At 72.0% G+C, this 21715-nt stretch carries 19 protein-coding genes; 7 read left to right on the top strand and 12 right to left on the bottom strand.

Translation table 11 applies throughout. The features are described 5' to 3' along the window. Positions 1-95 precede the first annotated feature (95 nt). The 3 genes from ACZ5NH_RS06390 to ACZ5NH_RS06380 all read right to left on the bottom strand — a co-directional run bounded on the left by ACZ5NH_RS06390 (position 96) and on the right by ACZ5NH_RS06380 (position 3361). Positions 96-560 carry an SRPBCC family protein gene (locus ACZ5NH_RS06390; protein ID WP_468773231.1) on the bottom strand — a complete coding sequence of 155 codons (465 nt, stop codon included), beginning with the start codon at positions 558-560 and terminating at the stop codon, positions 96-98. 59 nt (positions 561-619) lie between these two features. Further along, positions 620-2260: an ABC-F family ATP-binding cassette domain-containing protein gene (locus ACZ5NH_RS06385; protein ID WP_468773230.1), complete on the bottom strand. Its 1641-nt coding sequence runs from the start codon at positions 2258-2260 to the stop codon at positions 620-622. A 69-nt stretch (positions 2261-2329) separates the two neighbouring features. Further along, positions 2330-3361 carry an oxidoreductase gene (locus ACZ5NH_RS06380; RefSeq protein WP_468773229.1) on the bottom strand — a complete coding sequence of 344 codons (1032 nt, stop codon included), beginning with the start codon at positions 3359-3361 and terminating at the stop codon, positions 2330-2332. A gap of 101 nt (positions 3362-3462) precedes the next feature. Between ACZ5NH_RS06380 and ACZ5NH_RS06375 the strand changes: the two genes are divergently transcribed. Further along, positions 3463-4377, top strand: coding sequence for an FAD-dependent oxidoreductase (locus tag ACZ5NH_RS06375; protein WP_468773508.1), 915 nt, complete (start codon positions 3463-3465; stop codon positions 4375-4377). 90 nt (positions 4378-4467) lie between these two features. On the opposite strand, the gene ACZ5NH_RS06370 is transcribed toward ACZ5NH_RS06375, so the two are convergent. Further along, complete coding sequence (locus ACZ5NH_RS06370; RefSeq protein ID WP_468773228.1) at positions 4468-6447, bottom strand: Xaa-Pro dipeptidyl-peptidase; 1980 nt, start codon at positions 6445-6447, stop codon at positions 4468-4470. A 199-nt stretch (positions 6448-6646) separates the two neighbouring features. Here ACZ5NH_RS06370 and ACZ5NH_RS06365 point away from each other — a divergent pair, with 199 nt between their 5' ends. Further along, a complete protein-coding gene (locus tag ACZ5NH_RS06365) occupies positions 6647-8149 on the top strand; it encodes a M1 family metallopeptidase (protein ID WP_468773227.1) in 1503 nt (500 codons plus the stop codon). Positions 8150-8161: 12 nt separating this feature from the next. On the opposite strand, the gene ACZ5NH_RS06360 is transcribed toward ACZ5NH_RS06365, so the two are convergent. Both ACZ5NH_RS06360 and ACZ5NH_RS06355 read right to left on the bottom strand, forming a co-directional pair. Then, positions 8162-9163 carry a PfkB family carbohydrate kinase gene (locus ACZ5NH_RS06360; RefSeq protein ID WP_468773226.1) on the bottom strand — a complete coding sequence of 334 codons (1002 nt, stop codon included), beginning with the start codon at positions 9161-9163 and terminating at the stop codon, positions 8162-8164. Between the two features lie 42 nt (positions 9164-9205). Continuing rightward, entirely contained in the window at positions 9206-10690 is a 1485-nt protein-coding gene (locus ACZ5NH_RS06355) for an amino acid permease (RefSeq protein WP_388626961.1), read from the bottom strand. Between the two features lie 237 nt (positions 10691-10927). On the opposite strand from ACZ5NH_RS06355, the gene ACZ5NH_RS06350 reads away from it, so the two are divergent. Continuing rightward, positions 10928-11629, top strand: a complete 702-nt coding sequence (locus tag ACZ5NH_RS06350) for a MerR family transcriptional regulator (protein ID WP_468773225.1) — start codon at positions 10928-10930, stop codon at positions 11627-11629. A gap of 368 nt (positions 11630-11997) precedes the next feature. Here ACZ5NH_RS06350 and ACZ5NH_RS06345 read toward each other — a convergent pair whose 3' ends face one another. Genes ACZ5NH_RS06345 through ACZ5NH_RS06335 form a run of 3 tightly spaced genes read right to left on the bottom strand, consistent with a single transcriptional unit; the run spans position 11998 to position 16625 of the window. Further along, the gene (locus ACZ5NH_RS06345; RefSeq protein ID WP_468773224.1) at positions 11998-14175 is read right to left on the bottom strand and encodes a 3-hydroxyacyl-CoA dehydrogenase NAD-binding domain-containing protein; all 2178 of its coding nucleotides are present in this window, start codon (positions 14173-14175) and stop codon (positions 11998-12000) included. A 40-nt stretch (positions 14176-14215) separates the two neighbouring features. Next, complete coding sequence (locus ACZ5NH_RS06340; protein WP_388626968.1) at positions 14216-15430, bottom strand: acetyl-CoA C-acetyltransferase; 1215 nt, start codon at positions 15428-15430, stop codon at positions 14216-14218. 43 nt (positions 15431-15473) lie between these two features. Continuing rightward, positions 15474-16625, bottom strand: a complete 1152-nt coding sequence (locus ACZ5NH_RS06335; protein WP_468773223.1) for a CaiB/BaiF CoA transferase family protein — start codon at positions 16623-16625, stop codon at positions 15474-15476. A gap of 351 nt (positions 16626-16976) precedes the next feature. Here ACZ5NH_RS06335 and ACZ5NH_RS06330 point away from each other — a divergent pair, with 351 nt between their 5' ends. Both ACZ5NH_RS06330 and ACZ5NH_RS06325 read left to right on the top strand, forming a co-directional pair. Then, positions 16977-18176, top strand: coding sequence for a saccharopine dehydrogenase family protein (locus ACZ5NH_RS06330; RefSeq protein ID WP_468773222.1), 1200 nt, complete (start codon positions 16977-16979; stop codon positions 18174-18176). Positions 18177-18291: 115 nt separating this feature from the next. Then, positions 18292-18480 carry a hypothetical protein gene (locus ACZ5NH_RS06325; RefSeq protein ID WP_468773221.1) on the top strand — a complete coding sequence of 63 codons (189 nt, stop codon included), beginning with the start codon at positions 18292-18294 and terminating at the stop codon, positions 18478-18480. Here the strand turns inward: ACZ5NH_RS06325 and ACZ5NH_RS06320 are convergent. Beyond that, positions 18444-19184, bottom strand: coding sequence for an endonuclease V (locus tag ACZ5NH_RS06320; RefSeq protein WP_468773220.1), 741 nt, complete (start codon positions 19182-19184; stop codon positions 18444-18446). The genes ACZ5NH_RS06325 and ACZ5NH_RS06320 overlap by 37 nt on opposite strands. Positions 19185-19244: 60 nt before the next feature. On the opposite strand from ACZ5NH_RS06320, the gene ACZ5NH_RS06315 reads away from it, so the two are divergent. Continuing rightward, complete coding sequence (locus ACZ5NH_RS06315; RefSeq protein WP_468773219.1) at positions 19245-19529, top strand: YciI family protein; 285 nt, start codon at positions 19245-19247, stop codon at positions 19527-19529. A 22-nt stretch (positions 19530-19551) separates the two neighbouring features. Here ACZ5NH_RS06315 and ACZ5NH_RS06310 read toward each other — a convergent pair whose 3' ends face one another. Both ACZ5NH_RS06310 and ACZ5NH_RS06305 read right to left on the bottom strand, forming a co-directional pair. Then, complete coding sequence (locus ACZ5NH_RS06310; protein WP_468773218.1) at positions 19552-19890, bottom strand: plasmid stabilization protein; 339 nt, start codon at positions 19888-19890, stop codon at positions 19552-19554. 62 nt (positions 19891-19952) lie between these two features. Then, on the bottom strand, positions 19953-21056 hold the full coding sequence (locus tag ACZ5NH_RS06305) for a WD40/YVTN/BNR-like repeat-containing protein (RefSeq protein WP_468773217.1): 1104 nt from the start codon (positions 21054-21056) through the stop codon (positions 19953-19955). A 209-nt stretch (positions 21057-21265) separates the two neighbouring features. Between ACZ5NH_RS06305 and ssgD the strand changes: the two genes are divergently transcribed. Next, the gene (ssgD, locus tag ACZ5NH_RS06300) at positions 21266-21682 is read left to right on the top strand and encodes a spore wall synthesis regulator SsgD (RefSeq protein WP_388626977.1); all 417 of its coding nucleotides are present in this window, start codon (positions 21266-21268) and stop codon (positions 21680-21682) included. Positions 21683-21715 lie beyond the last annotated feature (33 nt).

Here is a 21715-nt window from a genome sequence, read left to right as displayed (position 1 = left end):
CCACCCGCGCATCCGTCACGGCCGGCTGAAAGGGCACCCTCCTCACGGGGGTGCCTTCGTCCAGGGCGTCCCGCACGCGCCCTCGCCGGGCGACCTCAGGCGGGGGCGTCTCCCGGCCGGCCGGTCAGGAGGCGCTCCAGGTCCCGCAGGTCCTTGCCGATGGACGAGCGGACCTTTCTGGCCATGACGGGGGCGGCGAGCCGGTAGAGGGGGCCGGCGTCGCCCCGGACCCGGATGCGGGCCAGGGTGCCCTGCGGGTGCGCGTCGAAGGAGTAGGTGACGTGCATCGGCATGGGCTCCGCCACGGACACCATGTCGAGCAGCCGTGGCGGGTCGTACGCGGCGACGCGCAGGACGTAGTCGATACGCCTGCCGAGGAAGTGGGCGGTGCGGGTGACCTCGGCGCCGACGCCGAAGCCGCCCGTGGGCGCCTGTCCGGTCAGTTCCGCCGTACGGATGCCCTGGGTCCACTCCGGGTCGTGGCGCCAGTCCATGGCGTACGCCGCCACCCGCTCGGGCGGCAGCCCGATGACCCGCTCCGCCGTCTCGTCGATCGTCATGCCCGGCCTACTTTCCTGCAGGTCTGCGCCCTCTGGCCGCCCACCCGGGGTGCGGGGCGCTAGCGCTCCGTGACCTTCCCGTCCGCCACTTCCAGCCGCCGGGTCACGCGGACCGCGTCCAGCATGCGCCGGTCGTGGGTGACCAGGAGCAGGGTGCCGTCGTAGGCGTCGAGGGCGGACTCCAGCTGTTCGATGGCGGGCAGGTCGAGATGGTTCGTGGGCTCGTCCAGGACGAGGAGGTTCACTCCCCGGCCCTGGAGCAACGCCAGGGCGGCGCGGGTACGCTCGCCCGGCGAGAGGGTCCCGGCCGGGCGCAGCACATGGTCGGACTTCAGGCCGAACTTGGCGAGCAAGGTGCGGACCTCCACCTGCTCGGTGTCGGGGACGGCCGCGCAGAAGGCGTCCAGCAGGGTCTCGGTGCCGTGGAAGAGCTTGCGGGCCTGGTCGACCTCGCCCACCAGGACGCCCGAGCCGAGCGCCGCATGCCCGGAGTCGAGCGGGACACGGCCGAGCAGCGCGCCGAGCAGGGTGGACTTGCCGGCACCGTTGGCCCCGGTGACCGCGACCCGGTCCGCCCAGTCGATCTGCAGGGACACCGGCCCGAAGGTGAAGTCGCCGCGCCGGACCTCGGCGTCCCGCAGGGTCGCCACGACCGCTCCGGAGCGCGGGGCGCACGCGATCTCCATGCGCAGTTCCCACTCCTTGCGTGGCTCCTCGACCGCGTCCAGGCGCTCGATCATCCGCTGGGTCTGCCGCGCCTTGGCCGCCTGCTTCTCGCTCGCCTCGCTGCGGAACTTGCGGCCGATCTTGTCGTTGTCGTTGCCGGCCTTGCGCCGGGCGTTCTTCACGCCCTTGTCCATCCAGGCCCGCTGCATCTGCGCACGGTCCTGGAGGGCGGCCCTCTTGTCGGCGTACTCCTCGTAGTCCTCGCGCGCGTGCCGGCGGGCGACCTCGCGCTCCTCCAGATAGGCCGCGTAGCCACCGCCGTAGAGGTTGATCTGCTGCTGGGCCAGGTCGAGTTCGAGGACCTTGGTGACCGTGCGGGTGAGGAACTCGCGGTCGTGGCTGACGACGACCGTGCCGGCGCGCAGGCCGGTGACGAAGCGCTCCAGGCGCTCCAGGCCGTCGAGGTCGAGGTCGTTGGTGGGCTCGTCCAGGAGGAAGACGTCGTAGCGGGACAGCAGGAGCGAGGCGAGCCCGGCGCGGGCCGCCTGGCCGCCGGACAGTGCGGTCATCGGCTGGTCCAGGTCGACGGCGAGACCGAGCGAGTCGGCGACTTCCTCCGCGCGCTCCTCCAGGTCGGCGCCGCCGAGGCCGAGCCAGCGCTCCAGCGCGGTCGCGTAGGCGTCGTCGGCACCGGGTGACCCGTCCACGAGCGCCTGAGTGGCCTCGTCCATGACGCGCTGGGCCTCGGCGACTCCCGTACGACGGGCGAGGAACTCCCGGACGGTCTCGCCCGGCCTGCGCTCCGGCTCCTGCGGCAGATGACCGACGGTCGCGGTCGGCGGGGACAGCCGCAGCTCACCCTGTTCGGGCGGGGTGAGTCCGGCGAGCAGCTTCAGCAGGGTGGACTTGCCCGCGCCGTTGGCACCGACGAGACCGATCACGTCGCCGGGCGCGACGACGAGGTCCAGCCCGGAGAAGAGGGAACGGTCACCGTGCCCGGCGGCGAGGTTCTTGGCGACGAGGGTGGCAGTCATCAGGACGCCGATCCTAATGGGCCGGACACCCACACCTCAGCCCTGTTTCCCGGTGGGGCCGCCTGCCCCTCAGCCCCGCGCCCCTCCGCCGACCGGTGCCGTGAGCACGCCTCCCGTCGTGCGGGCGACGACGTACGCCTCCCCCTTGACCGCCTTCGGGTCCAGCGCGACGCGGTGCCGGCCGGGCTCCAGGACGCCGTCGAACACCTCACGGGTGTGGGTGCGGTAGAGCCGGTCGAGGCGGTAGGCGGTGATCCGTACACGACAGGCCGAGGTCACCTCGACGTCCGCGGCGCCGTCCGCGGCGGCCAGCCCCACGAGCCGGCGCTGCGGCAGCGGGCTTCGGTCGAGGGCGTACTCGATCTGGGCGACCAGCAGCGGCACGATCGGGGCCAGGCCGTCCACGCGGGCGATGTCGATCCCGGCGCGCTCGAAGGCCTCCAGTACGGCGGCCCGGTCGGCCACCCCGACCGCACGGCCGAAGGCGACCGCGCCGTAACCGCGCAGTTCCTCGGCGGGGACGGCCCGGGCGTCCTGGGTGATGTCGGCGCCGATCCCGATGGAGCGCAGCGCGGCGGCCAGCTTGGCCAGGACCGCGACCCGGGCGCCGATCAGCAGCACCCGTCGACGGGGCGCGCAGGAGCCCGCCATCAGCTCGCCGAGTGCGGCGCGGTACTCGGCGCCCCGGAAGCGGAACGGCCCTATGCCGTGGTAGCCGTTCAGCTCCAGGTCGGCGTGCTCGTTCGTCTGCCAGGCGAAGTCCCGCCAGACGTAGTCCTCGCCGTCGCGCTCGATGACGGCGGTGACCGCCCCGCAGGCCAGATCCGCGCAGTCGGGGCAGCCGTAGATGACGAACCGGCCGTCCGGGAGCGGCGGTTCGGCCTCCAGGAGCAGGGCGCGCACCTGCTCGGTGAAGATGGCGGGCGGTATGTCCGAGGCGAGCGGGGAGACCGCGTCGAGGTCGGACAGCCGGAACAGCAGCGGGCGGCCGTCCACGACGAAGTCCACGAAGTCGCGGTGGACCTGGTAGCCGCCGTCGGCGAGCACACCGCCGGCGCGGATCGCCGGTGCCAGGCCGAAGGTCGCGTATGCGGCAGACATGCTGTGAGTATCCCCACACCGGCACGGATGTGAGCGCAGCATGACAGGGTCTTCCGGACAGGGCCTATCGTCCTGGCGTGAACAGCGAGCCGAGTGACGAAGTGATCGTGGTCGGGAGCGGGATCGCCGGGCTGACGACGGCCGTGGTCCTGGCGGAGTCCGGGCGCCGGGTACGGGTGTGGGCGCGGGAGCCCGCCGAGCGTACGACCTCGGCGGTCGCCGGCGGCCTGTGGTGGCCGTACCGCATCGAACCCGAGCCTCTGGTCGGCGCGTGGGCGCTCGCGTCCCTCGCCGTGTACGAGGAGCTGGCGGACCGGCGGGACGAAACGGGCGTACGCCTGGTCGACGGCGTACACCGGGGGATCCGGCTGGACGAACTGGGCGCCTGGGCGGGCCGGGTGCCGGGACTGCGGGCGGTGGCCGACGGTCTCGCGGCGCGGCTGCCGGTGATCGACATGCCGGTGCATCTGGCATGGCTGCGGGAGCGGCTGGCGAAGGCCGGAGGCGTGGTCGAGGGGCGCGAGGTGACCGACCTCGCCGCGGTGCCCGCGCGGGTCGTGGTCAACTGCGCGGGTCTGGGCGCGCGTTCGCTGGTGCCGGATCCCGCGGTGCGTCCGGTGCGCGGGCAGTTGGTGGTCGTGGAGAACCCGGGGATCACGACCTGGTTCACCTCCGTCGACCACTCCTCCGCCGCGTCCACGTACGTCATCCCGCAGCCGGGCGGGCTGCTGCTCGGCGGTACGGCGGAGGAGGACGACTGGTCACTCGACCCGGACCCGGCCACCGCCGCGGCGATCGTGGCCCGGTGCGCGGCGGTCCACCCGGCGATCGCGCAGGCGCGCGTGCTGGACCACCGGGTGGGGCTGCGGCCGGCCCGGGACGCGGTACGACTGGAACGGCAGCCGCTGCCCGACGGACGCCTGCTGGTGCACAACTACGGGCACGGCGGCGCCGGGATCACGGTGGCGTGGGGGTGTGCGCGGGAGGCGGCCGGGCTGGCGTTCCCAGCCGCCTGACCGGGCACCCGCGCGGCGGTCGGGACGGCGGGTGCTTGCCCGCGCCTGCGGGGTGCCGGTGCCTGGCAGCCGATGGCGCTGCGGCTCAGGTCAGTTCGCCGGAACGTGCTGCGCGGCGTGCGGTGCTCGGACGCCGGTCGGCCGTGCCGGGGCAGGGGCCATGGCCGGCGTACCGCTGGTGGCCCGGGCGAACGCCGGCGCCCCGCCGACCAGCGGGAGCGCAGCCGTCGTACCCGACAGGGACACCGTGAGGGCCGGCTTGGTGGACGGCGGGTCGATGAGGTCCTTGTCCGTGCCCGCGATGATCAGGGCCAGCCGGTGCCCCTCGGGAACGACGTGGTCGGTGGCCGCGAGACGAAGAGTCATCGTGTAAGCCCTGCCCGGGGTGAGCGGGACGCCCTTGCCGAGCGAGGCGTAGTGGCCGAGGTCGGCCCAGCCGCGGCTGAACACCGTGTAGTCGACCTTGGCCGTCTTGGCCGCCGTCTCCTTGAAGCAGGCGCTGTCCCCGGTCGTGCTCTCGCCCCAGCAGGTGCGGTTGCTGAGCGTGGTGATGCCTTCCGCGGCGTCCGCGTAGTCGCGGATGGTGTCCGGACCGAGATCGACCAGGACGGCCGACAGGTGGGCCGAGGTGGTCGAAGGTGTCGCGGTCACCGTCACCGTGGTCGAACCGGACAGGCGCAGGTCGCGGGTGAGCGGCGCGGTGAGGAAGCCGGTCTTCTCCGGGGTGGGCGTGGTCAGGTGGGCCGCCCAGTCGGTCTCGCTCAGCTTCGGGTCGTCGGTGAAGGTCTCGGTGCCGGTGGCCGGGTGCAGGCCGAGCGTGCCGACGCCCGCCTGGGTGCCGGGAGCCGGGTGGAGAACGGTGGTGCGGGTGGTCTGCGGGGGCCAGACGCGGGAGGTGACCCACTGGTCGGGGTGGCGTTCGAGATCGGCCATCGGCTCGTGGTCGATGCCGTTGTCGTAGCCGAGGAGTTCGTGGTCGAACCAGCGGTGCAGGGTGTCGACCCAGGCGCCGCGCCGGTAGTCGAAGGGGTCGACATGGCCGGTCTGGGACAGCCAGATCTTGCGGTGCACACCGTGCTTCGCCAGCGCGTCCCACCACTGGCCGAAGTGCTTGGTGCGGACGTTGAGGTCCTGCATGCCGTGCACCAGGAACACGCTGGCACGCACCTTGGCCGCGTCCTTGACGTAGTCCCGCTCGGTCCACAGCGACGTCCAGTCGCCGCTGCGCGGGCTGCCGTCGACGAGTTCCCTCTGTACGGCGGCGCAGTGGGCGTGCGCCGTGTCGCTCTCGACGTAACCGGCCAGTTGGTCGGGGCCGCCGTCGTACAGCGGGGCGCCCTGCGCGAAGTAGTAGTCGTACCAGGAGGAGATGGCGCTGATCGGGACGATGGTTTTCAGCCCCTTGACGCCGGTGGCGGCGACGCCGTTGGCGATCGTCCCGTCCCAGCTCTTGCCGATCATGCCGGTCCGGCCGTTGGTCCAGGTGGCTGTGACGGTCTTCGTCCCGGTCCGGCTCGTGTATGCCTTGGCGCGGCCGTTCAGCCAGTCGACGACGGCCTTCGCGGACTGGATGTCGGAGCGGCCGCCGACGTCGACGCAGCCGTCGGAGCGGTTGGTGCCGGTGAGGTCGACGCCGACGAAGGCGTAGCCGCGGGGAACGAAGTAGTTGTCGTAGAAGAGCGGCATCTGGACCACGTGGCCCTGTGCGTCGTACGTCTTGACCTGGCTCTCGTTGCCGCGTCCGCAGCAGGAGTAGTAGGGGCTGGCGTCCATGATGACGGGCACCTTGCGGCCCTGGCGGGCGGGTTCGGCCGGCCGGACGATGTCGGCGGCGACCCGGTCGGTCCTGCCGTCGCCGTCTTCGTCGAGCCCCGTGTCCACCCATACGGACTCGCGGACGGCGTGGGTGTAGGAGTAGACGGGCCGGCTCTCGCGCGGGGCCCGGCTCGCGCCGGTGGCGGCCTGTGCGGCGGACGGGGTGAGGAAGGCGGCCGTCAGGATGGCGGCGACCGCGGTCGCGAGCGCTCTCCAGATCGTGAAGCGCGTGCGGATGAGGGTGCGTATCGGCATGCGCGGACGGTACTCCGGTGAACTCCCGCTACAGAAGGGGACTTTACGGCACTGTGCGGGTACGTGACGGCCGAATGGCGATCGTGTGACAGCGGGGGCCATGGACAGGTCAGGGGCCACAGGGACTGAATAGGCTCCGGACAGCTGTCCCCGAAGGACCTTCCGAACGGACGTGAAGTCCCGACGACTTGGAGCTGACGTGCACCGCAGAATCATCGCGCCGGGCGCACTCGCGGCGGCCTCCCTCCTGCTGGCGATCCCGGCATCGGCCGCGAGCTTCTCCCCCGGCGCGCCGGGCATCGGCGACCCCTACTACCCCGACTACGGCAACGGCGGCTACGACGTCTCGCACTACGACCTGAGGCTGCAGTACCAGCCGAAGACGGACGCGTTGCAGGGCACGGCGACGATCCTGGCGCGGACCACCCAGGACCTGTCCAGCTTCGACCTGGACTTCCTGCTGGACGTGAGCGAGGTGCGGGTCAACGGCGCCAAGGCCGCGTTCACCACCTCCGGGCAGCACGAGCTGGTGATCACGCCGGGGACGCCGCTGGCCAAGGGCACGCCGATCACGGTGGTGGTCCGCTACAGCGGGGTGCCGTCGACGAAGAGCGCCTATGGCTTCAACACCTGGCACCGCACACCCGACGGCGCGGTCGCGGCCGACGAGCCCGAGGCGGCCTGGTGGTGGTTCCCGAGCAACGACCACCCGAGCGACAAGGCCACCTACGACGTGTCGGTGGCCGTGCCGGACGGCACCCAGGCCATCTCCAACGGCACGCTGCAGTCGACCGGTTCGAAGCTGGGCTGGACCCGCTACAACTGGCGGCAGAACAAGCCGCAGGCGACCTATCTGGCCACCCTCGCCATCGGGAAGTTCGACATCACGACCAGCACCTCCGACGGCGGGGTGCCGGTCGTCAACGCCTACAGCAAGGACCTCGGCGACAACGACGGGGCCGCCCGGTCGAGCGTGGAGCGCACCGGGGAGATCGTCGACTGGCTCAGCGGCTACTTCGGGCCGTATCCGTTCAGCTCGGCGGGCGGGTACGTGCCCAACACCACCACCGGGTACGCGCTGGAGACCCAGACCCGCGTCTACTACAGCCCGAAGCAGTTCGCGAACGGCTCCAACACCTCGGTGGTGGTGCACGAGCTGGCCCACCAGTGGTACGGCGACGACGTGTCGCTGAAGGGCTGGAAGGACATCTGGATCAACGAGGGCTTCGCCCGGTACGCGCAGTGGCTGTGGTCGGAGCACGAGGGCGAGGGGACCACGCAGGAGCTCGCCGACTACGTGTACGCCTCCCATCCGGCCGACGACGCGTTCTGGACGGTCAAGCCGGGTGACCCGGGCCCGGACGACCAGTTCGACATCGCCGTCTACGACCGCGGAGCGCTCGCGATCCAGGCACTGCGCAACGAGATCGGTGACGACGCGTTCTTCCGCATCCTGAAGGGCTGGCCGCAGGAGCACGCGTACGGCAACGCCTCGGTGGCCGACTTCCAGAAGTACGCCGAGCAGGTGTCTGGCAAGCCCCTCGCGGCACTGTTCGACACCTGGCTGTTCCAGCCGGCGAAGCCGGCCGCGCCCGCCGCACGCGCCGCGTCCCTGGTGAAGGCGGACACGGCGGTGGCCCGGCCGAAGTCGTGGCAGAAGATCGAGGCGACGAACGACATCCACGCCGCGCACGGACACTGACCCGGGGACCGGTCAGGGTCTCGGCTCCGCCGCCCGTTCGAGCAGTTCGTCCCGGTCTATCGACTCCGCTCGGGAGGCCGGGACGGTGCAGGCGTAGGCGCCCGCCACCGCGCCGTAGCGGGCGCAGGTCTCGGGCGGTTCGCCGGCGAGGCGGCCGTAGAGGAAGGCGGCGGCGAAGGCGTCGCCCGCGCCGTTGGAGTCCACCACCGGCGCGGGCGGCAATGCCGCGGGCACGCGGGTCAGGTCGCCGTCGGCCAGCAGATACGCGCCCTCGGCTCCGGCGGTGGCGACGACCACCTCGGCACGCCCCCGCTCGGTGATGCGCCGCATGGTGCGCTCGGGGTCGGTCAGGGCGGCGGCCGACAGGAAGACGATGTCCGCCGCGTACGCGAAGGGCTCGTGGTACGGGTTCTCCCCGTCCCAGTCGTGCAGATCCGTGGACAGGGGTACGCCGGTCGCGGTCAGCACGGGCAGGGTCTCGGCGCAGGGCTGGGTGATGGTCACGTGCACATGCCGGCTCGCTCCGGCCAGCATGCGCAGCAGCTCCGGCGGGAAGCGGTCGCCGGGGCGGGCCCGGCTGGTGTCGTACAGGGACAGGCGGCGGCCGTCCGGGCCGACGAGGTTGACCGCCCGTTTGGTGCCGGCGGGCTGCGGGAGCGCGGTCAGTCCGATGCCGTGCTCGCGGTGCAGGACGCGCACGAGGTCGCCCTCGGGGTCGGCGCCGAGCAGGTCGAGGTGGTGGGTGCGCAGGCCGAGTGCGGCAAGACCCAGGGCGACGAAGTCGCCGGTCTGTCCGGCGCGGGTGCGGATCCCGGAGTCGATCATGTAGCTGTCGGCGTACGGGAGGGGCAGTTCGGGGACGTGGATGATCGTGTCGACGCCGGCTCCGCCCAGCACCAGAACGTCCGTCGCAGGGGTGCGCGAGCTCGGCTGGTCGCGCGGTTCCGCGATCACCTTGGCACCCTTGACCGACGCCACGGTGGCGTCACCCCGGACATGCATGATCTCCGACATGACGCCACCTTAGGCGATGCCACTGACAGTGGCGCCGAGCTGCTAATCCGTGGAGCGCGACAGCTCCGTGAGCTCCTGGTCGGTGTTCTTCGAGACCCGGCGGCGCACGCCGAACCAGCCGGCGACCAGCATGACGGCGATGACGGGAATCAGCAGGATGGTCTTCCGGCCGACCTCGGGGTCGTTCCACATCATGCCGAGGCAGATCAGCAGGAACGCGATCGTGGCGATCTCGGTGACCGGGCTGAACTTCAGCTGGAAGTGCGGCCGGGTCGCGAGGCCCGCGCGGGCCCGGCGGACGAAGATCATGTGGCAGAGCATGATGATCACCCAGGTGCTGATGATGCCGAGGGAGGCGACGTTCAGCACGATCTCGAAGGCCTGGCTGGGCATCAGGTAGTTCAGGCCGACGCCGAGCACACAGACCGCGCAGGTCAGCAGGATGCCGCCGTACGGGACCTGGCTGCGGTTCATGCGGGCGGTGAACTTCGGCGCGGAGCCCGCCATGGCCATGGAGCGGAGGATGCGGCCGGTGGAGTACAGACCGGAGTTCAGCGAGGACATGGCCGCGGTCAGGACAACCAGGTTCATCACGTCACCGGCCGCCGGGACGCCGATCTTCGACAGGACCGTGACGAACGGGCTCTCGTCGGCGGAGTACACCGAGCCGGGCAGCAGCAGGGCGAGCAGCACGACCGAGCCGACGTAGAACAGGCCCACACGCCACATGATCGAGTTCACCGCGCGCGGGACGACCTTCTCCGGCTCGGCGGTCTCGCCGGCGGCGACACCGACCAGCTCCAGCGCGGCGTAGGCGAAGATCACGCCCTGCATGACCAGGACGACCGGCATCGCGCCGTGCGGGAAGAGCCCGCCGTGGTCGGTGATGACGCTCAGGCCGGGGGTGTGGCCGCCGACCTTGTGCTGGGTGGCGAGCAGGAAAATGCTGATCAGCATGAAGCCGACGATGGTCGCGACCTTGATGATCGCGAACCAGAACTCCATCTCGCCGAAGATCTTCACCGAGATCAGGTTCACGGCCAGGACCACCGCGAGGGCGATCAGGGCGAGCACCCACTGGGGAATGCTGGTGAACATGCTCCAGTAGTGCGTGTAGAGCGCGATCGCGGTGATGTCGGCGATGCCGGTGGTCGACCAGTTCAGGAAGTACATCCAGCCGGCGACATAGGCGCCCTTCTCGCCGAGGAACTCACGCGCGTAGGACACGAAGGACCCGGAGGACGGGCGGTACAGGACCAGTTCGCCCAGGGCCCGGACCACGAAGAAGGCGAAGACGCCGCAGACCAGGTAGGCCAGGGCGAGTGCCGGTCCCGCGTTGTGCAGGCGGCCGCCGGCGCCCAGGAGGAGTCCGGTGCCGATGGCGCCACCGATGGCGATCATGTTGACGTGGCGGGCCTTGAGGTCCTTGCTGTAACCGGCGTCGCCCGCGTCCGCGGGCGTCCGGTCCGCCTGAGCCGCCTTGATGCGGGCGGGGGCCTGTGCCGATTCCACGGCGTCCTTGCTCACGGGTGGTTCACTTCCTGGTGCGCCCAGGCCTCGTGGGCCCGGGGGACGTGCAGGGCTTGGTCCACACCACCCCGGTGTCGAGTCGCGGCACAGACCAAGCCAGCAGCTTCCCAGAAAGAATCACCTCTACGCGATGGCCCATGTCACACAGCGTTACTTCTCACACGATCAACGCAGGGTCCACATGTCGTTCACCTCGGGTTTCACACCATTGGTGAGACAGCGATACTGCTGCACATGACGACCCATGCCGAGGACACGCCCCTCACCATCGACGAGCTGGCCGCCCGGGCGGGCGTCACCGTGCGCACCGTGCGGTTCTACGGCAGCAAGGGTCTGCTGCCGCCCCCGATGATCGGGCCCCGCCGGGTGGGGCACTACGGGCCCGACCATCTGGCGCGGCTGGCCCTGATCGAGGAGTTGCAGCAGCAGGGGATGACCCTGTCGGCGATCGAGCGGTACCTCGGGCAGCTGCCCGCCGACCTCTCCCCGCAGGACCTCGCCATCCACCGCGCCGTGGTCGCGTCCTGGGCGCCGGACGCGGTCGACACGGTGTCGCGGGAGGAGCTGGAGCGGCGGGCCGGCCGGCCGCTCGCCGCCGAGGACGTGGAGCGGCTGGCGGCGATGAACGTCGTCATGGCAGCGGAAGGCGCGGAGGGCGACACCTTCCGGGTCGACTCCGGGTTGCTCCGGCTCGGGGTGCAGCTGCTCGACGTACCGCTGTCGCAGGAGGTGATCCTCGCGGCGCGCAAGGTGCTCATCGAGCACTCCCGCGCGGCCGCTCACGCGTTGTCACAACTGCTGCGAGGCGCGGTGACGGAGCGGGACACCAAGGAAGTGCGCTCCCTGTCCGCCCACATGCACCCGCTGGTGGTGCAGGCCCTGCTGACCACGTTCCAGCGCTCCTTGAACCAGGAACTGCGGGAGTGGCTCGACTGAGCGGCACCGGTTGCGGGGTGCGGCAGGAACTGTGGGTCCGGTCGGCCGATGCCGGGCCCCGGTCGCGGTGGCGAAGTCGGCGAGGGCGCGGAGGCAGGGGGTTGTCGTCACCGGTGCGCCAGGCGAGGGCCCAGCGGAAGGGCGGGGCGTCGCGGACGGGGAGGTAGGCCAGGCCGGGCCAGGGGTAGAAGCGGGCGGTCTCGGCGGGGCAGGCGATGACGGCCTGGCCAACGAGGTCGGTCCGCGTGGCATCACCGTCGACGCCGGCGGCGGCATCTATCTCGGTCCCAAGCAGGACGGCTGACAGGCGAAACCGCCAAGGCGGCACCTTCGGTCGAAGGGGAGGGTGCCGCCTTGTCGGGACCGGGTCAGTGGCCGTCGGTGAAGGGCTCCCCGCGCTCCGCCTTCTCGACGAGCAGCGCGGGCGGGGTGAAGCGCTCGCCGTAGGTCTCGGCGAGTTCCCGCGCGCGGGCCACGAAGCCGGGCAGGCCGCCTTCGTAGCCGTTGATGTACTGCAGGACGCCGCCGGTCCAGCCGGGGAAGCCGATGCCGAAGATCGAGCCGATGTTGGCGTCGGCGACCGAGGTCAGGACGCCCTCCTCCAGGAGGCGTACGGTGTCGAGCGCCTCGGAGAAGAGCATCCTCTCCTGCATGTCCCGGAACGGGATCTCGTACCCGGGCCGGGTGAAGTGCTCGCGCAGGCCCGGCCAGAGTCCGGCCCGCTTGCCGTCCTCGGTGTAGTCGTAGAACCCGGCGCCACCGCTGCGGCCGGGGCGGCCGAACTCGTCGACCATGCGGTCGATGACGGCTTCGGCCGGGTGCGCGGTCCAGGTGCCGCCCGCCTCCTCCACGGCCCGCTTCGTCTCGCCCCGGATCTTGCGCGGGAGGGTGAGGGTCAGCTCGTCCATCAGGGAGAGGACCTTGGCCGGGTAGCCGGCCTGGGCGGCGGCCTGCTCCACGGAGGCGGGCTCGATGCCCTCGCCGACCATGGCGACGCCCTCGTTGATGAAGTGGCCGATCACTCGGGAGGTGAAGAAGCCGCGCGAGTCGTTGACGACGATCGGCGTCTTGTTGATCTGCCGGACCAGGTCGAAGGCGCGGGCCAGGGCCTCGTCACCGGTGCGCTCACCCTTGATGATCTCCACCAGCGGCATCTTGTCGACGGGCGAGAAGAAGTGCAGCCCGATGAAGTCGGCCTGGCGCTCCACGCCCTCGGCGAGGGTGGTGATGGGCAGGGTGGAGGTGTTGGAGCACAGCAGCGCGTCGGGCGCGACGACGGACTCGATCTCCTGGAACACCTTGTGCTTGAGCGCGGTGTCCTCGAAGACGGCCTCGATCACCGCGTCGCAGCCCGCGAGATCGGCCACCTCGGCGGTGGGCGTGATCCGGGCCAGCAGCGCGTCGGCCTTCTCCTGGCTGGTACGGCCCTTGGTGACGGCCTTGGCGCACAGCTTCTCGGAGTAGCCCTTGCCCTTGGTCGCCGCCTCCAGGGAGACGTCCTTCAGGACGACGTCGATGCCGGCGCGGGCGCAGGAGTAGGCGATGCCGGCGCCCATCATGCCGGCGCCGAGGACGGCGACCTTGCGCACCTTGCCGGGCTCGATGCCCTTCGGCCGGTTGGCGCCGGAGTTGACGGCCTGGAGGTCGAAGAAGAACGCCTGGATCATGTTCTTGGCGGTCTGCCCGGTCACCAGCTCGGTGAAGTAGCGGGTCTCGATGGTGATCGCGGTCTCGAAGTCGACCTGGGAGCCCTCGACGGCCGCGGCCATGATGTTGCGCGGGGCCGGGTAGGGGGCGCCGTTCGTCTGCTTGCGCAGACTGGCCGGGAACGCGGGCAGGTTGGCGGCGAACTTCGGGTTCGCGGGGGTGCCGCCCGGGATCCTGTAGCCGGGGACGTCCCAGGGCTGGTGCGACTCGGGGTGGGCGTCGATGAAGGCGCGGGCCTTGGCGAGCATCTCCTCGGGAGTCTCGGCCACCTCGTGGACCAGGCCGTTGTCCAGGGCGCGGCGGGGGTTGTACTGGGTGCCCTGGAGCAGCACCTTCAGCAGCGCGTCCGTGATGCCCATCAAGCGCACGGTGCGGGTGACGCCGCCGCCCGCCGGCAGCAGGCCGAGCGTGACCTCGGGCAGGCCGATCTTGGAGCCGGGGGCGTCCAGGGCGATGCGGTGGTGGGAGGCGAGCGCGATTTCGTAGCCGCCGCCGAGGGCCGCGCCGTTGATGGCGGCGACGACCGGCTTGCCGAGGGTCTCGATGCGGCGCAGCGCGTTCTTGATCTCGGTGGCGGTGTCGAAGACCTGCTGAGCGTCCTCGGGACCGGCCTTGATCATGTCCTTGAGGTCGCCGCCGGCGAAGAAGGTCTTCTTGGCGGAGGTGTAGATGATGCCGCGGATGGAGTCCTTCTCGGCCTCGGCGCGCGCGGCGATCGCCGTGATGGAGGCGCGGAACGCCTGGTTCATGGTGTTCGCGGACTGGTTGGGGTCGTCCAGGACGAGGGTGACGACACCGGTGTCGTCCTGCTCCCAGCGGATGGTGGTGCTCTCGGTCATGACAGTCGTCTCCGTTGAAGTCTGGTGATCCGCGGGGAGTTCAGATGCGCTCGACGATGGTGGCGATGCCCATGCCGCCGCCGACGCACAGGGTGGCGAGGCCGTGGCGCTTGTCCTGGCGCTCCAGCTCGTCGATGAGCGAGCCGAGGATCATCGCGCCGGTCGCGCCGAGCGGGTGGCCGAGGGCGATGGCGCCGCCGTTGACGTTGACCTTGTCCAGCGACAGACCCATGTCCTTGACGAAGCGCAGGACCACCGCGGCGAACGCCTCGTTGATCTCGACCAGGTCGATGTCGTCGATGGTGAGCCCGGCCTTGGCGAGGGCCTTGCGGGTGGCGGGGGCGGGCCCGGTGAGCATGATGGTCGGCTCGGAGCCGGAGACGGCGGCGGAGATGATCCGCGCGCGCGGGGTGAGACCGTAGCGCTCGCCGACCTCCTTGGAGCCGATCGCGACGAGCGAGGCGCCGTCCACGATGCCGGAGGAGTTGCCCGCGTGGTGGACGTGGTCGATCTTCTCCACCCAGTGGTACTTCTGCAGCGCGACGGCGTCGAAGCCGCCGAGTTCGCCGATGTCCGCGAAGGACGGCTTGAGCTTCGCGAGCGAGTCGGCGGTGGTGCCGGGGCGCAGATGCTCGTCGTGGTCGAGGACGACCAGGCCGCTGCGGTCCTTGACGGGGACGACCGAGCGGTCGAAGCGGCCCTCCTTCCAGGCCGTGGCGGCGCGCTCCTGGGACAGGGCCGCGTACTCGTCGACGTCCCGGCGGGAGAAGCCCTCGATGGTGGCGATCAGGTCGGCGCCGATGCCCTGCGGCACGAAGTTGACGGCGAGGTTGGTCATCGGGTCGTTGAACCAGGCGCCGCCGTCGGAGGCCATCGGCACCCGGGACATCGACTCCACGCCGCCCGCGAGGACCAGGTCCTCCCAGCCGGAACGCACCTTGGCGGCGGCCAGGTTGACGGCCTCCAGGCCGGAGGCACAGAAGCGGTTCTCCTGGACGCCGGCGACCGTGTCGGGCAGTCCGGCGGCGATCGCGGCGATCCGGGCGATGTCGGAGCCCTGGTCGCCGACCGGTCCGACGACACCGAGCACGATGTCGTCGACGGCGGCCGGGTCGAGGCCGGGGAAGCGGTCGCGGATCTCGTGGATGAGGCCGACGACCAGGTCGATGGGCTTCGTGCCGTGCAGGGCGCCGTTCGCCTTGCCGCGGCCGCGCGGGGTGCGGATCGCGTCGTACACGTACGCTTCGGTGCTCACTGGTGTGCCTTTCGGGAGGGTGGGCCGAGCGGGGTGGGCCGGGTCAGTCGGCGTCGGTGACCGGGTCGTCGTTCACGGGTGCGGGTATCCCCCAGTCCCGCGCCACCGCCTCCGTGTCGGCGCCCGGCAGGGCGGGGCCGGTGCGGACGGACGTGGGGGTCGCGGAGAAGCGGGGGGCGGGGGCCGGCTGGGTGATGCCGGCGTGGTCGGTGAAGGTGCCGCGGGCGGCCAGGTGCGGGTGGTGCGGGGCCTCGCGCAGGGACAGCACGGGCGCCACACAGGCGTCCGTTCCCTCGAAGAGCGCCGTCCACTCGTCCCGGGTGCGGGACTTGAAGCGGGCGGCGACGCGCTCGCGCAGTTCGTCCCAGCGGCTCCAGTCCTTGTGGGCCGGTGCCAGGTCGTCCAGGCCGAGCAGCCGCAGGAACTCCGCGTAGAACTGCCCCTCCAGGGCGCCGACCGCCATGTACTTGCCGTCGGCGGTCTCGTAGGTGCCGTAGTAGGGGCAGCCGCCGTCGAGGAGGTTGGTGGCGCGCCGGTCCTGCCAGCCGCCGGCCGCGAGCATGCCGTGGATCATCGCGGAGAGGTGGGCCGCGCCGTCCACGATGGCGGCGTCGACGACCTGTCCGGTGCCGGTCACGCGCGCGTGGTGCAGGGCGGCGAGGACGCCGACGACCAGGTACAAGGAGCCGCCCGCGTAGTCGCCGAGCAGGTTGGCCGGAAAGACCGGGGGCTCGTCCGGGCGGCCGGTCATGCCGAGGGTGCCGGTCAGCGCGATGTAGGCCACGTCGTGGCCCGCGCGGTCGGCGAGCGGGCCGTCCTGCCCCCAGCCGGTCATGCGGCCGTAGACCAGGCGGGGGTTGCGGGCGTGGCACTCCCCGGGGCCGACGCCGAGGCGCTCGGCGACGCCGGGGCGGTAGCCCTCGATGAGGATGTCGGCCCGCTCGGCGAGGTCCAGGACGCGCCCGGGGCCGTCCGGGGCCTTCAGGTCGACCACGACCGAGCGCTTGTTGCGGTTGGTGACGTCGTACCCGGGATCGATGCCGAGGCCGGGACCGCCCGGCCGGTCCACCCGGACCACGTCCGCGCCGAGGTCCGCGAGGAGCATGGCGGCGAACGGGCCCGGCCCGATGCCGGCCAGCTCGACCACGCGCACGCCGGAGAGCGGCCCGCCGCCCGGCGTCCCTGCCGTCGTCATGCAGCCCCCAAGCGTGTGTGACACAACTGATGTAACACCGGTGATGCTAGGAACGCGTTCCACCGGACACAAGACCTAACGAGCAAGCGCTTAGTCAAGTGCCCGCCTCCACGCGGATCACCCGGGAGGGTGAGAGGTGGCTGCGCCGACGGCCTCGCGCCGGAGCCCGACGGTGGGGCTCTGTGGGTGACCGCCGTCGTCCACAGCGAGGAACCCGCGCGCTTTCTCCCGCTTCGTCAGGGCATTCCTGGCTGTGGCCACCGCTGCCTCCGGGCTGGTCGTCGACACTCGCACTCCTCACGCTAGCCTCGGCCACCGACAGCGGCGCGAGCTGCGGGACCAAGGGGTGTCATGAGCAGGCTGAACAGGACGGATCGTCCCTACGACCTCGTGCTCTTCGGAGCCACCGGCTTCGTCGGCTCCCTCACGGCGGAGTATCTCGCCGCGCACGCGCCCGAGGGCCTGCGCTGGGCGGTGGCCGGCCGCGACGAACGCAAGCTGCGGCGGCTGCGTGAGCGCCTGCCCGGCGGGGCGGACGTCGGTGTCCTGCGGGCGGATGTCACCGAACCGGCGACCCTGCGCGCCCTCGCCGAGCACGCGCGCGTGGTCGCCACGACCGTCGGGCCGTACGTGCTCTACGGCGAGGAGCTGGTCGCCGCCTGCGCGGACACCGGGACCGACTATCTGGACCTGACGGGCGAGCCGGAGTTCGTGGACCTGATGTACGTCCGGCACGACACACGCGCGCGGGAGACGGGCGCGCGCCTGGTGCACGCGTGCGGCTTCGACTCCGTACCCCACGACCTCGGCGTGTACTTCACGGTCCGGCAGCTGCCGGAGGGCGTGCCGCTGACCGTGGACGGATACGTGACCGCCGACGCGGCCTTCTCCGGCGGCACCCTGGCCTCGGCGCTGAACCAGTTCGCCCGAGGCCGGCAGCTGCTGGCCGCGGCGCGGGAACGGGGCCGGCACGAGCCGCGGCTGATGGGCCGCCGGGTCGCGGCGCCGACGGGCGCGCCGCGGTTCGCCAAGGAGGTCGGCGCGTGGGCACTGCCGCTGCCGACCGTCGACCCGCAGATCGTGCGCCGCTCGGCGAAGGCGCTCGACCGGTACGGCCCCGACTTCCGCTATAGGCACTACGCGGCGGTACGGCACCTGCCGGTCGCCCTCGGCGGGGTCGCCGCCGTCGGCGCGGTCCTGGCGGCCGCCCAACTGCCGCCCGCGCGGCGCTGGCTGTCGGGCCGGCTGCAGCCGGGAGACGGGCCGAGCGCGGAGAAGCGGGCGCGGAGCCGGTTCGCGGTGCGCTTCGTCGGCGAGGGCGGCGGGCGGCGCGTGTTCACGGAGGTCTCGGGCGGCGACCCCGGCTACGACGAGACGGCGAAGATGTTCGCCGAAGCGGCCCTCAGCCTGGCCTTCGACGACCTCCCGGCGACGGCCGGGCAGGTCACCACGGCGCAGGCGATGGGTGACGCCCTGACCGAGCGGCTGCGCGCCGCGGGGATCACCTTCCGGGTCGCGGCCACGGGCCCGGGCGCCTCCTCCGCCGTTTGAGACTTTCGCCGCAGACACCCCTGGCTGCCTGCGGCCATCGCCGCGAAAGTCTCACAACGGTCTTCAATGAAACGATGGAGGCCCGGGACGCGGAGCCGAAGGAGGCGTCAGAGGCATGAAGTTCGTGCTCGAAGTGACCGTGGACGAGGCTGCGTCGGCGCAGGACCGCGCCGGTGAGCTGGGGCGCATCCTGCGCTACTGGGGCGGGAACCTCCACCATTACGCCCTCGAACCGGGAGACGGCTCGACCGTCCACGACTCGGCGTATCAGGAGGTCGGCGCCTGGCGCGTCGTCGCCTCCTGAGTGCCGCCTCCGGCGCCCTGTGCCGCCTCCCGCAGCGCGCGGCGGCACAGGGCGTCGGCCCGGCGCGTGGTCTCCGGCAGCCGGTAGCGCGGGGTCAGGGCCAGCGTGTGGGCCACGGCGTTGTCCAGGCTCACCCGGTGGCCGACGGAGACGAAGACCGGTTTGACGCCGTCCCGGGTGCGCAGGGCGCGCCCGACCTCCTCGTCCCCCGCGAGCAGCGGAGCGGAGGCGCCGCGCGCCTGCCCCGGGTCGTCGTAGGTGAAGGTGAACGGGTTCTTGGCGACGCCGATGACCGGCAGGCCGGTGAGCACGCCGAGGTGGCTCGCGAGGCCGAAGCGGCGCGGATGGGCCAGGCCGTAGCCGTCGCACACGGCCAGGCCGGGCGGGCACGGCAGCCGGTCCAGGGCGGCCCGGACGGTCGGGATCTCGCGGAAGGCGAGAAGACCCGGCACATACGGGAAGGAGACGCGACCGACGGCCGTCGCCTCGGCCACCACGTCCAGGGTGGCGGCGTCCAGCACGACGGCCGCCGCGGCGACGAGGTCGAGTTCGTCGTCGTAGGCGACGTCGACCCCGGTCACCCGGCCCATGCCCGGCTCGGGACCGCGCTCGTCGAGCACCACGCGCCCACGCAGCTCGTCCTGCACCGCGCGGGCCTCTTCCTCGGTCGCGGGCCAGCCCGCGGGTACGCCAACGGTCGTCATGGTGACCTGAACTGTACGGTCCGCGGCCGGTTGTCGGAGCCAGGGGGTACGCTCGCGATCATGTTCGTGCTGGAGCTGACCTACACCGCACCTCTCAACGCCGTCGACGCACTGCTGCCGGACCACGTGGCGTGGCTCGAGGAGCAGTACGACAAGGGCTTCTTCCTGGCCTCCGGGCGCAAGAACCCCCGGGACGGCGGGGTGATCCTCGCCGTCGCCGAGGACCGCGCCCGGATCGAGGAGATCGTGGCGGGCGACCCGTTCGCCGCCGGCGGCGTGTGCACGTATCGCATCATCGAGTTCGTCGCCACGAAGACGGCTCCGGAGCTGGCCCGCCACCGGTAGACGCCGGACTGACTGCCGCTGCTCATCCCTTCTTGGCGTTCAGCGCGCGCTGCAGCTGGTCCTTGTTCATGTTCGAACGGCCTTCGACGCCGCGCTGCTTGGCCTCGTTGTACAGCTGGTCGCGAGTCGGGCCCTGGGAGCCGACCCGGTTGCCCGACCGCTGGCCGCCACGCCTGCTGGACGACATGTCCTGCGTCGAGCTGCGGCTCGCGGTCTTGGACTCGCCGGAGCGGGCGCGTTCCTTGTTGACCGTCCGCGAGGCGATCTCCTTGGCGCGCTTGGTGCTCTCGCCCCGGTCCTGCGCGCTCTTCTTGATGTGCTCGTACTGACGCTCGCGCTTGGAGCTGGAACCGGCGGGCATGATGGCTCCCTTCGTCTCGGTTCCCGTGCTACCCGAGTACCCCCCGGTTCCGGCCGCTCCCCTCAGCGTTCCAGCCGCGCGACCCTGCCCTGCTCACCGGCCGCCCAGCAGCTGAGGTCGGGCGTGCAGTCCACGGTGTCGTACGAGCCGGTGTCGATCGTGCGCCAGGTGCGGCCGGCGTCGGTGGTGAGGTCGGTGCCGGTGGGGCCGACGGCGAGCGCGGCGGTGCGGCTGTGCGGCAGCCAGGCGGCCCCGGAACGGTAGGCGGGCGGGGGCGTGGCGGCCGGGGTCCAGGTGCGGCCGCCGTCGTCGGTGACCGCGGCGGCTTGCGGCGAGGCCTGGTCGGGGCGGTAGTCACCGCCGACGGCGAGACCGTGGTCGCGGTCGCGGAAGGCGAGCGCGAAGACGCCCTTGGCGGGGTCGCCGGCCGGGACCGGCGTGTCGGCGGCCGTCCAGGTCAGTCCGCGGTCGGCGGAGTGCAGCACGCGCGCGTGGGCGCCGCCGCCGGTGGCCAGCCAGACGTCCTTCGGGCCTGAGGTGACCAGGCACTGGCCGCTCGCGGCGAAGCCCGCCTCACCGTCCAGGGCGGGCGGCATGCCCGTCGAGGGCAGCATCCGCCAGGAGCGGCCGCCGTCCCTCGTGGACAGGATACGGAACCTGCCGTCCACGGGGTCGCTCATCGCGAGGCCGTGCCGGCGGTCGAAGAACGCCAGGCAGTCGTAGAACGCCTTCGGGTCGCTGTTGCGGAAGGACTCCGTCCAGGTCGCCCCGCCGTCGTCGGTGCGGTACACGCGGGAGGCCTCGCCCTCGCCGATGGCCAGCACCACGGCGCGCCGCGCGTCGAACGCCTCGACGTCCCGGAACTGCAGATCGGCCGCGCCCGGCGGAGAGACGTTCCGCCAGCTCGCTCCGCCGTCGGTGGTGCGCAGCACCGTGCCGCCGGTACCGGCCAGCCAGGCGGTGTGCCGGTCGACGGCCGCGAGGCCCCGGAAGCGGACCTGCGGGGTGCCCGGGTCCTTCGGCGCCCAGTGCGGGCTCCCCTGCCCGAGGGGTCCTGCCTCGGCGGCGGGCACGGTCAGCGCGGCCAGCGCCGCCCCGCACGCCACCCCCGCCGCCACCAGCCTGCTCCTGCGTCCTCTGCGTCGCGTGCTCCCCAAGCGCCTCATGGCGGGCGAAGCTAGCCCACCGTCCGGGCCCCGTCCAGAGGCCAACTGCCCTCCACCGCAAGCGGAGACGAGACGCCCGCGCCGTGCATGAACGCGGTGACCGAGGTCACTCGTGATTCCTGTGCACGGATCGGCCGGATCCGTCGTCTCTTCCGATGCCGGGTGTCGCACACCCGGGCGTAGTCCAGCCGTCACGAGGGAGCCAGGCGTTGTCCACCGTCATCGAGCAGCCCGTAGAGGCCCGTCTCGTCGCCGCAGCACCGCGCATGCCGAGCATTCCCGCCACGCTGCGCTACGACCGACGCGATCCGTTCGCCGTCGTCATGGCCTTCCCGGCCCCGGCCACCCTCGAAGGGGTCGAGGTGTGCTGGACCTTCTCCCGTGACCTGCTCACGACCGGGCTGCAGCAGCCCGAGGGCCACGGGGACGTCCGGGTGCGGCCGTACGGCTACGACCGCACCGTGCTGGAGTTCCACGCTCCCGAGGGCACCGCGATCGTGCACGTGCGCTCGGGTGAGATCCGGCGCTTCCTGGAGGCCACCAACGAGCTCGTCCCCGTCGGCCTCGAACACCTCCAGCTCAACCTGGACCACGACCTGGCCGAACTGATGCGGGACGCCTGCTGAGCGCTCCACGCGCGTGCCCCCGGCGTTGGGTAG

The organism is Streptomyces sp. NPDC031426 (genome assembly GCF_055581585.1).
This window is presented reverse-complemented; position numbering and strand designations above follow the sequence as displayed.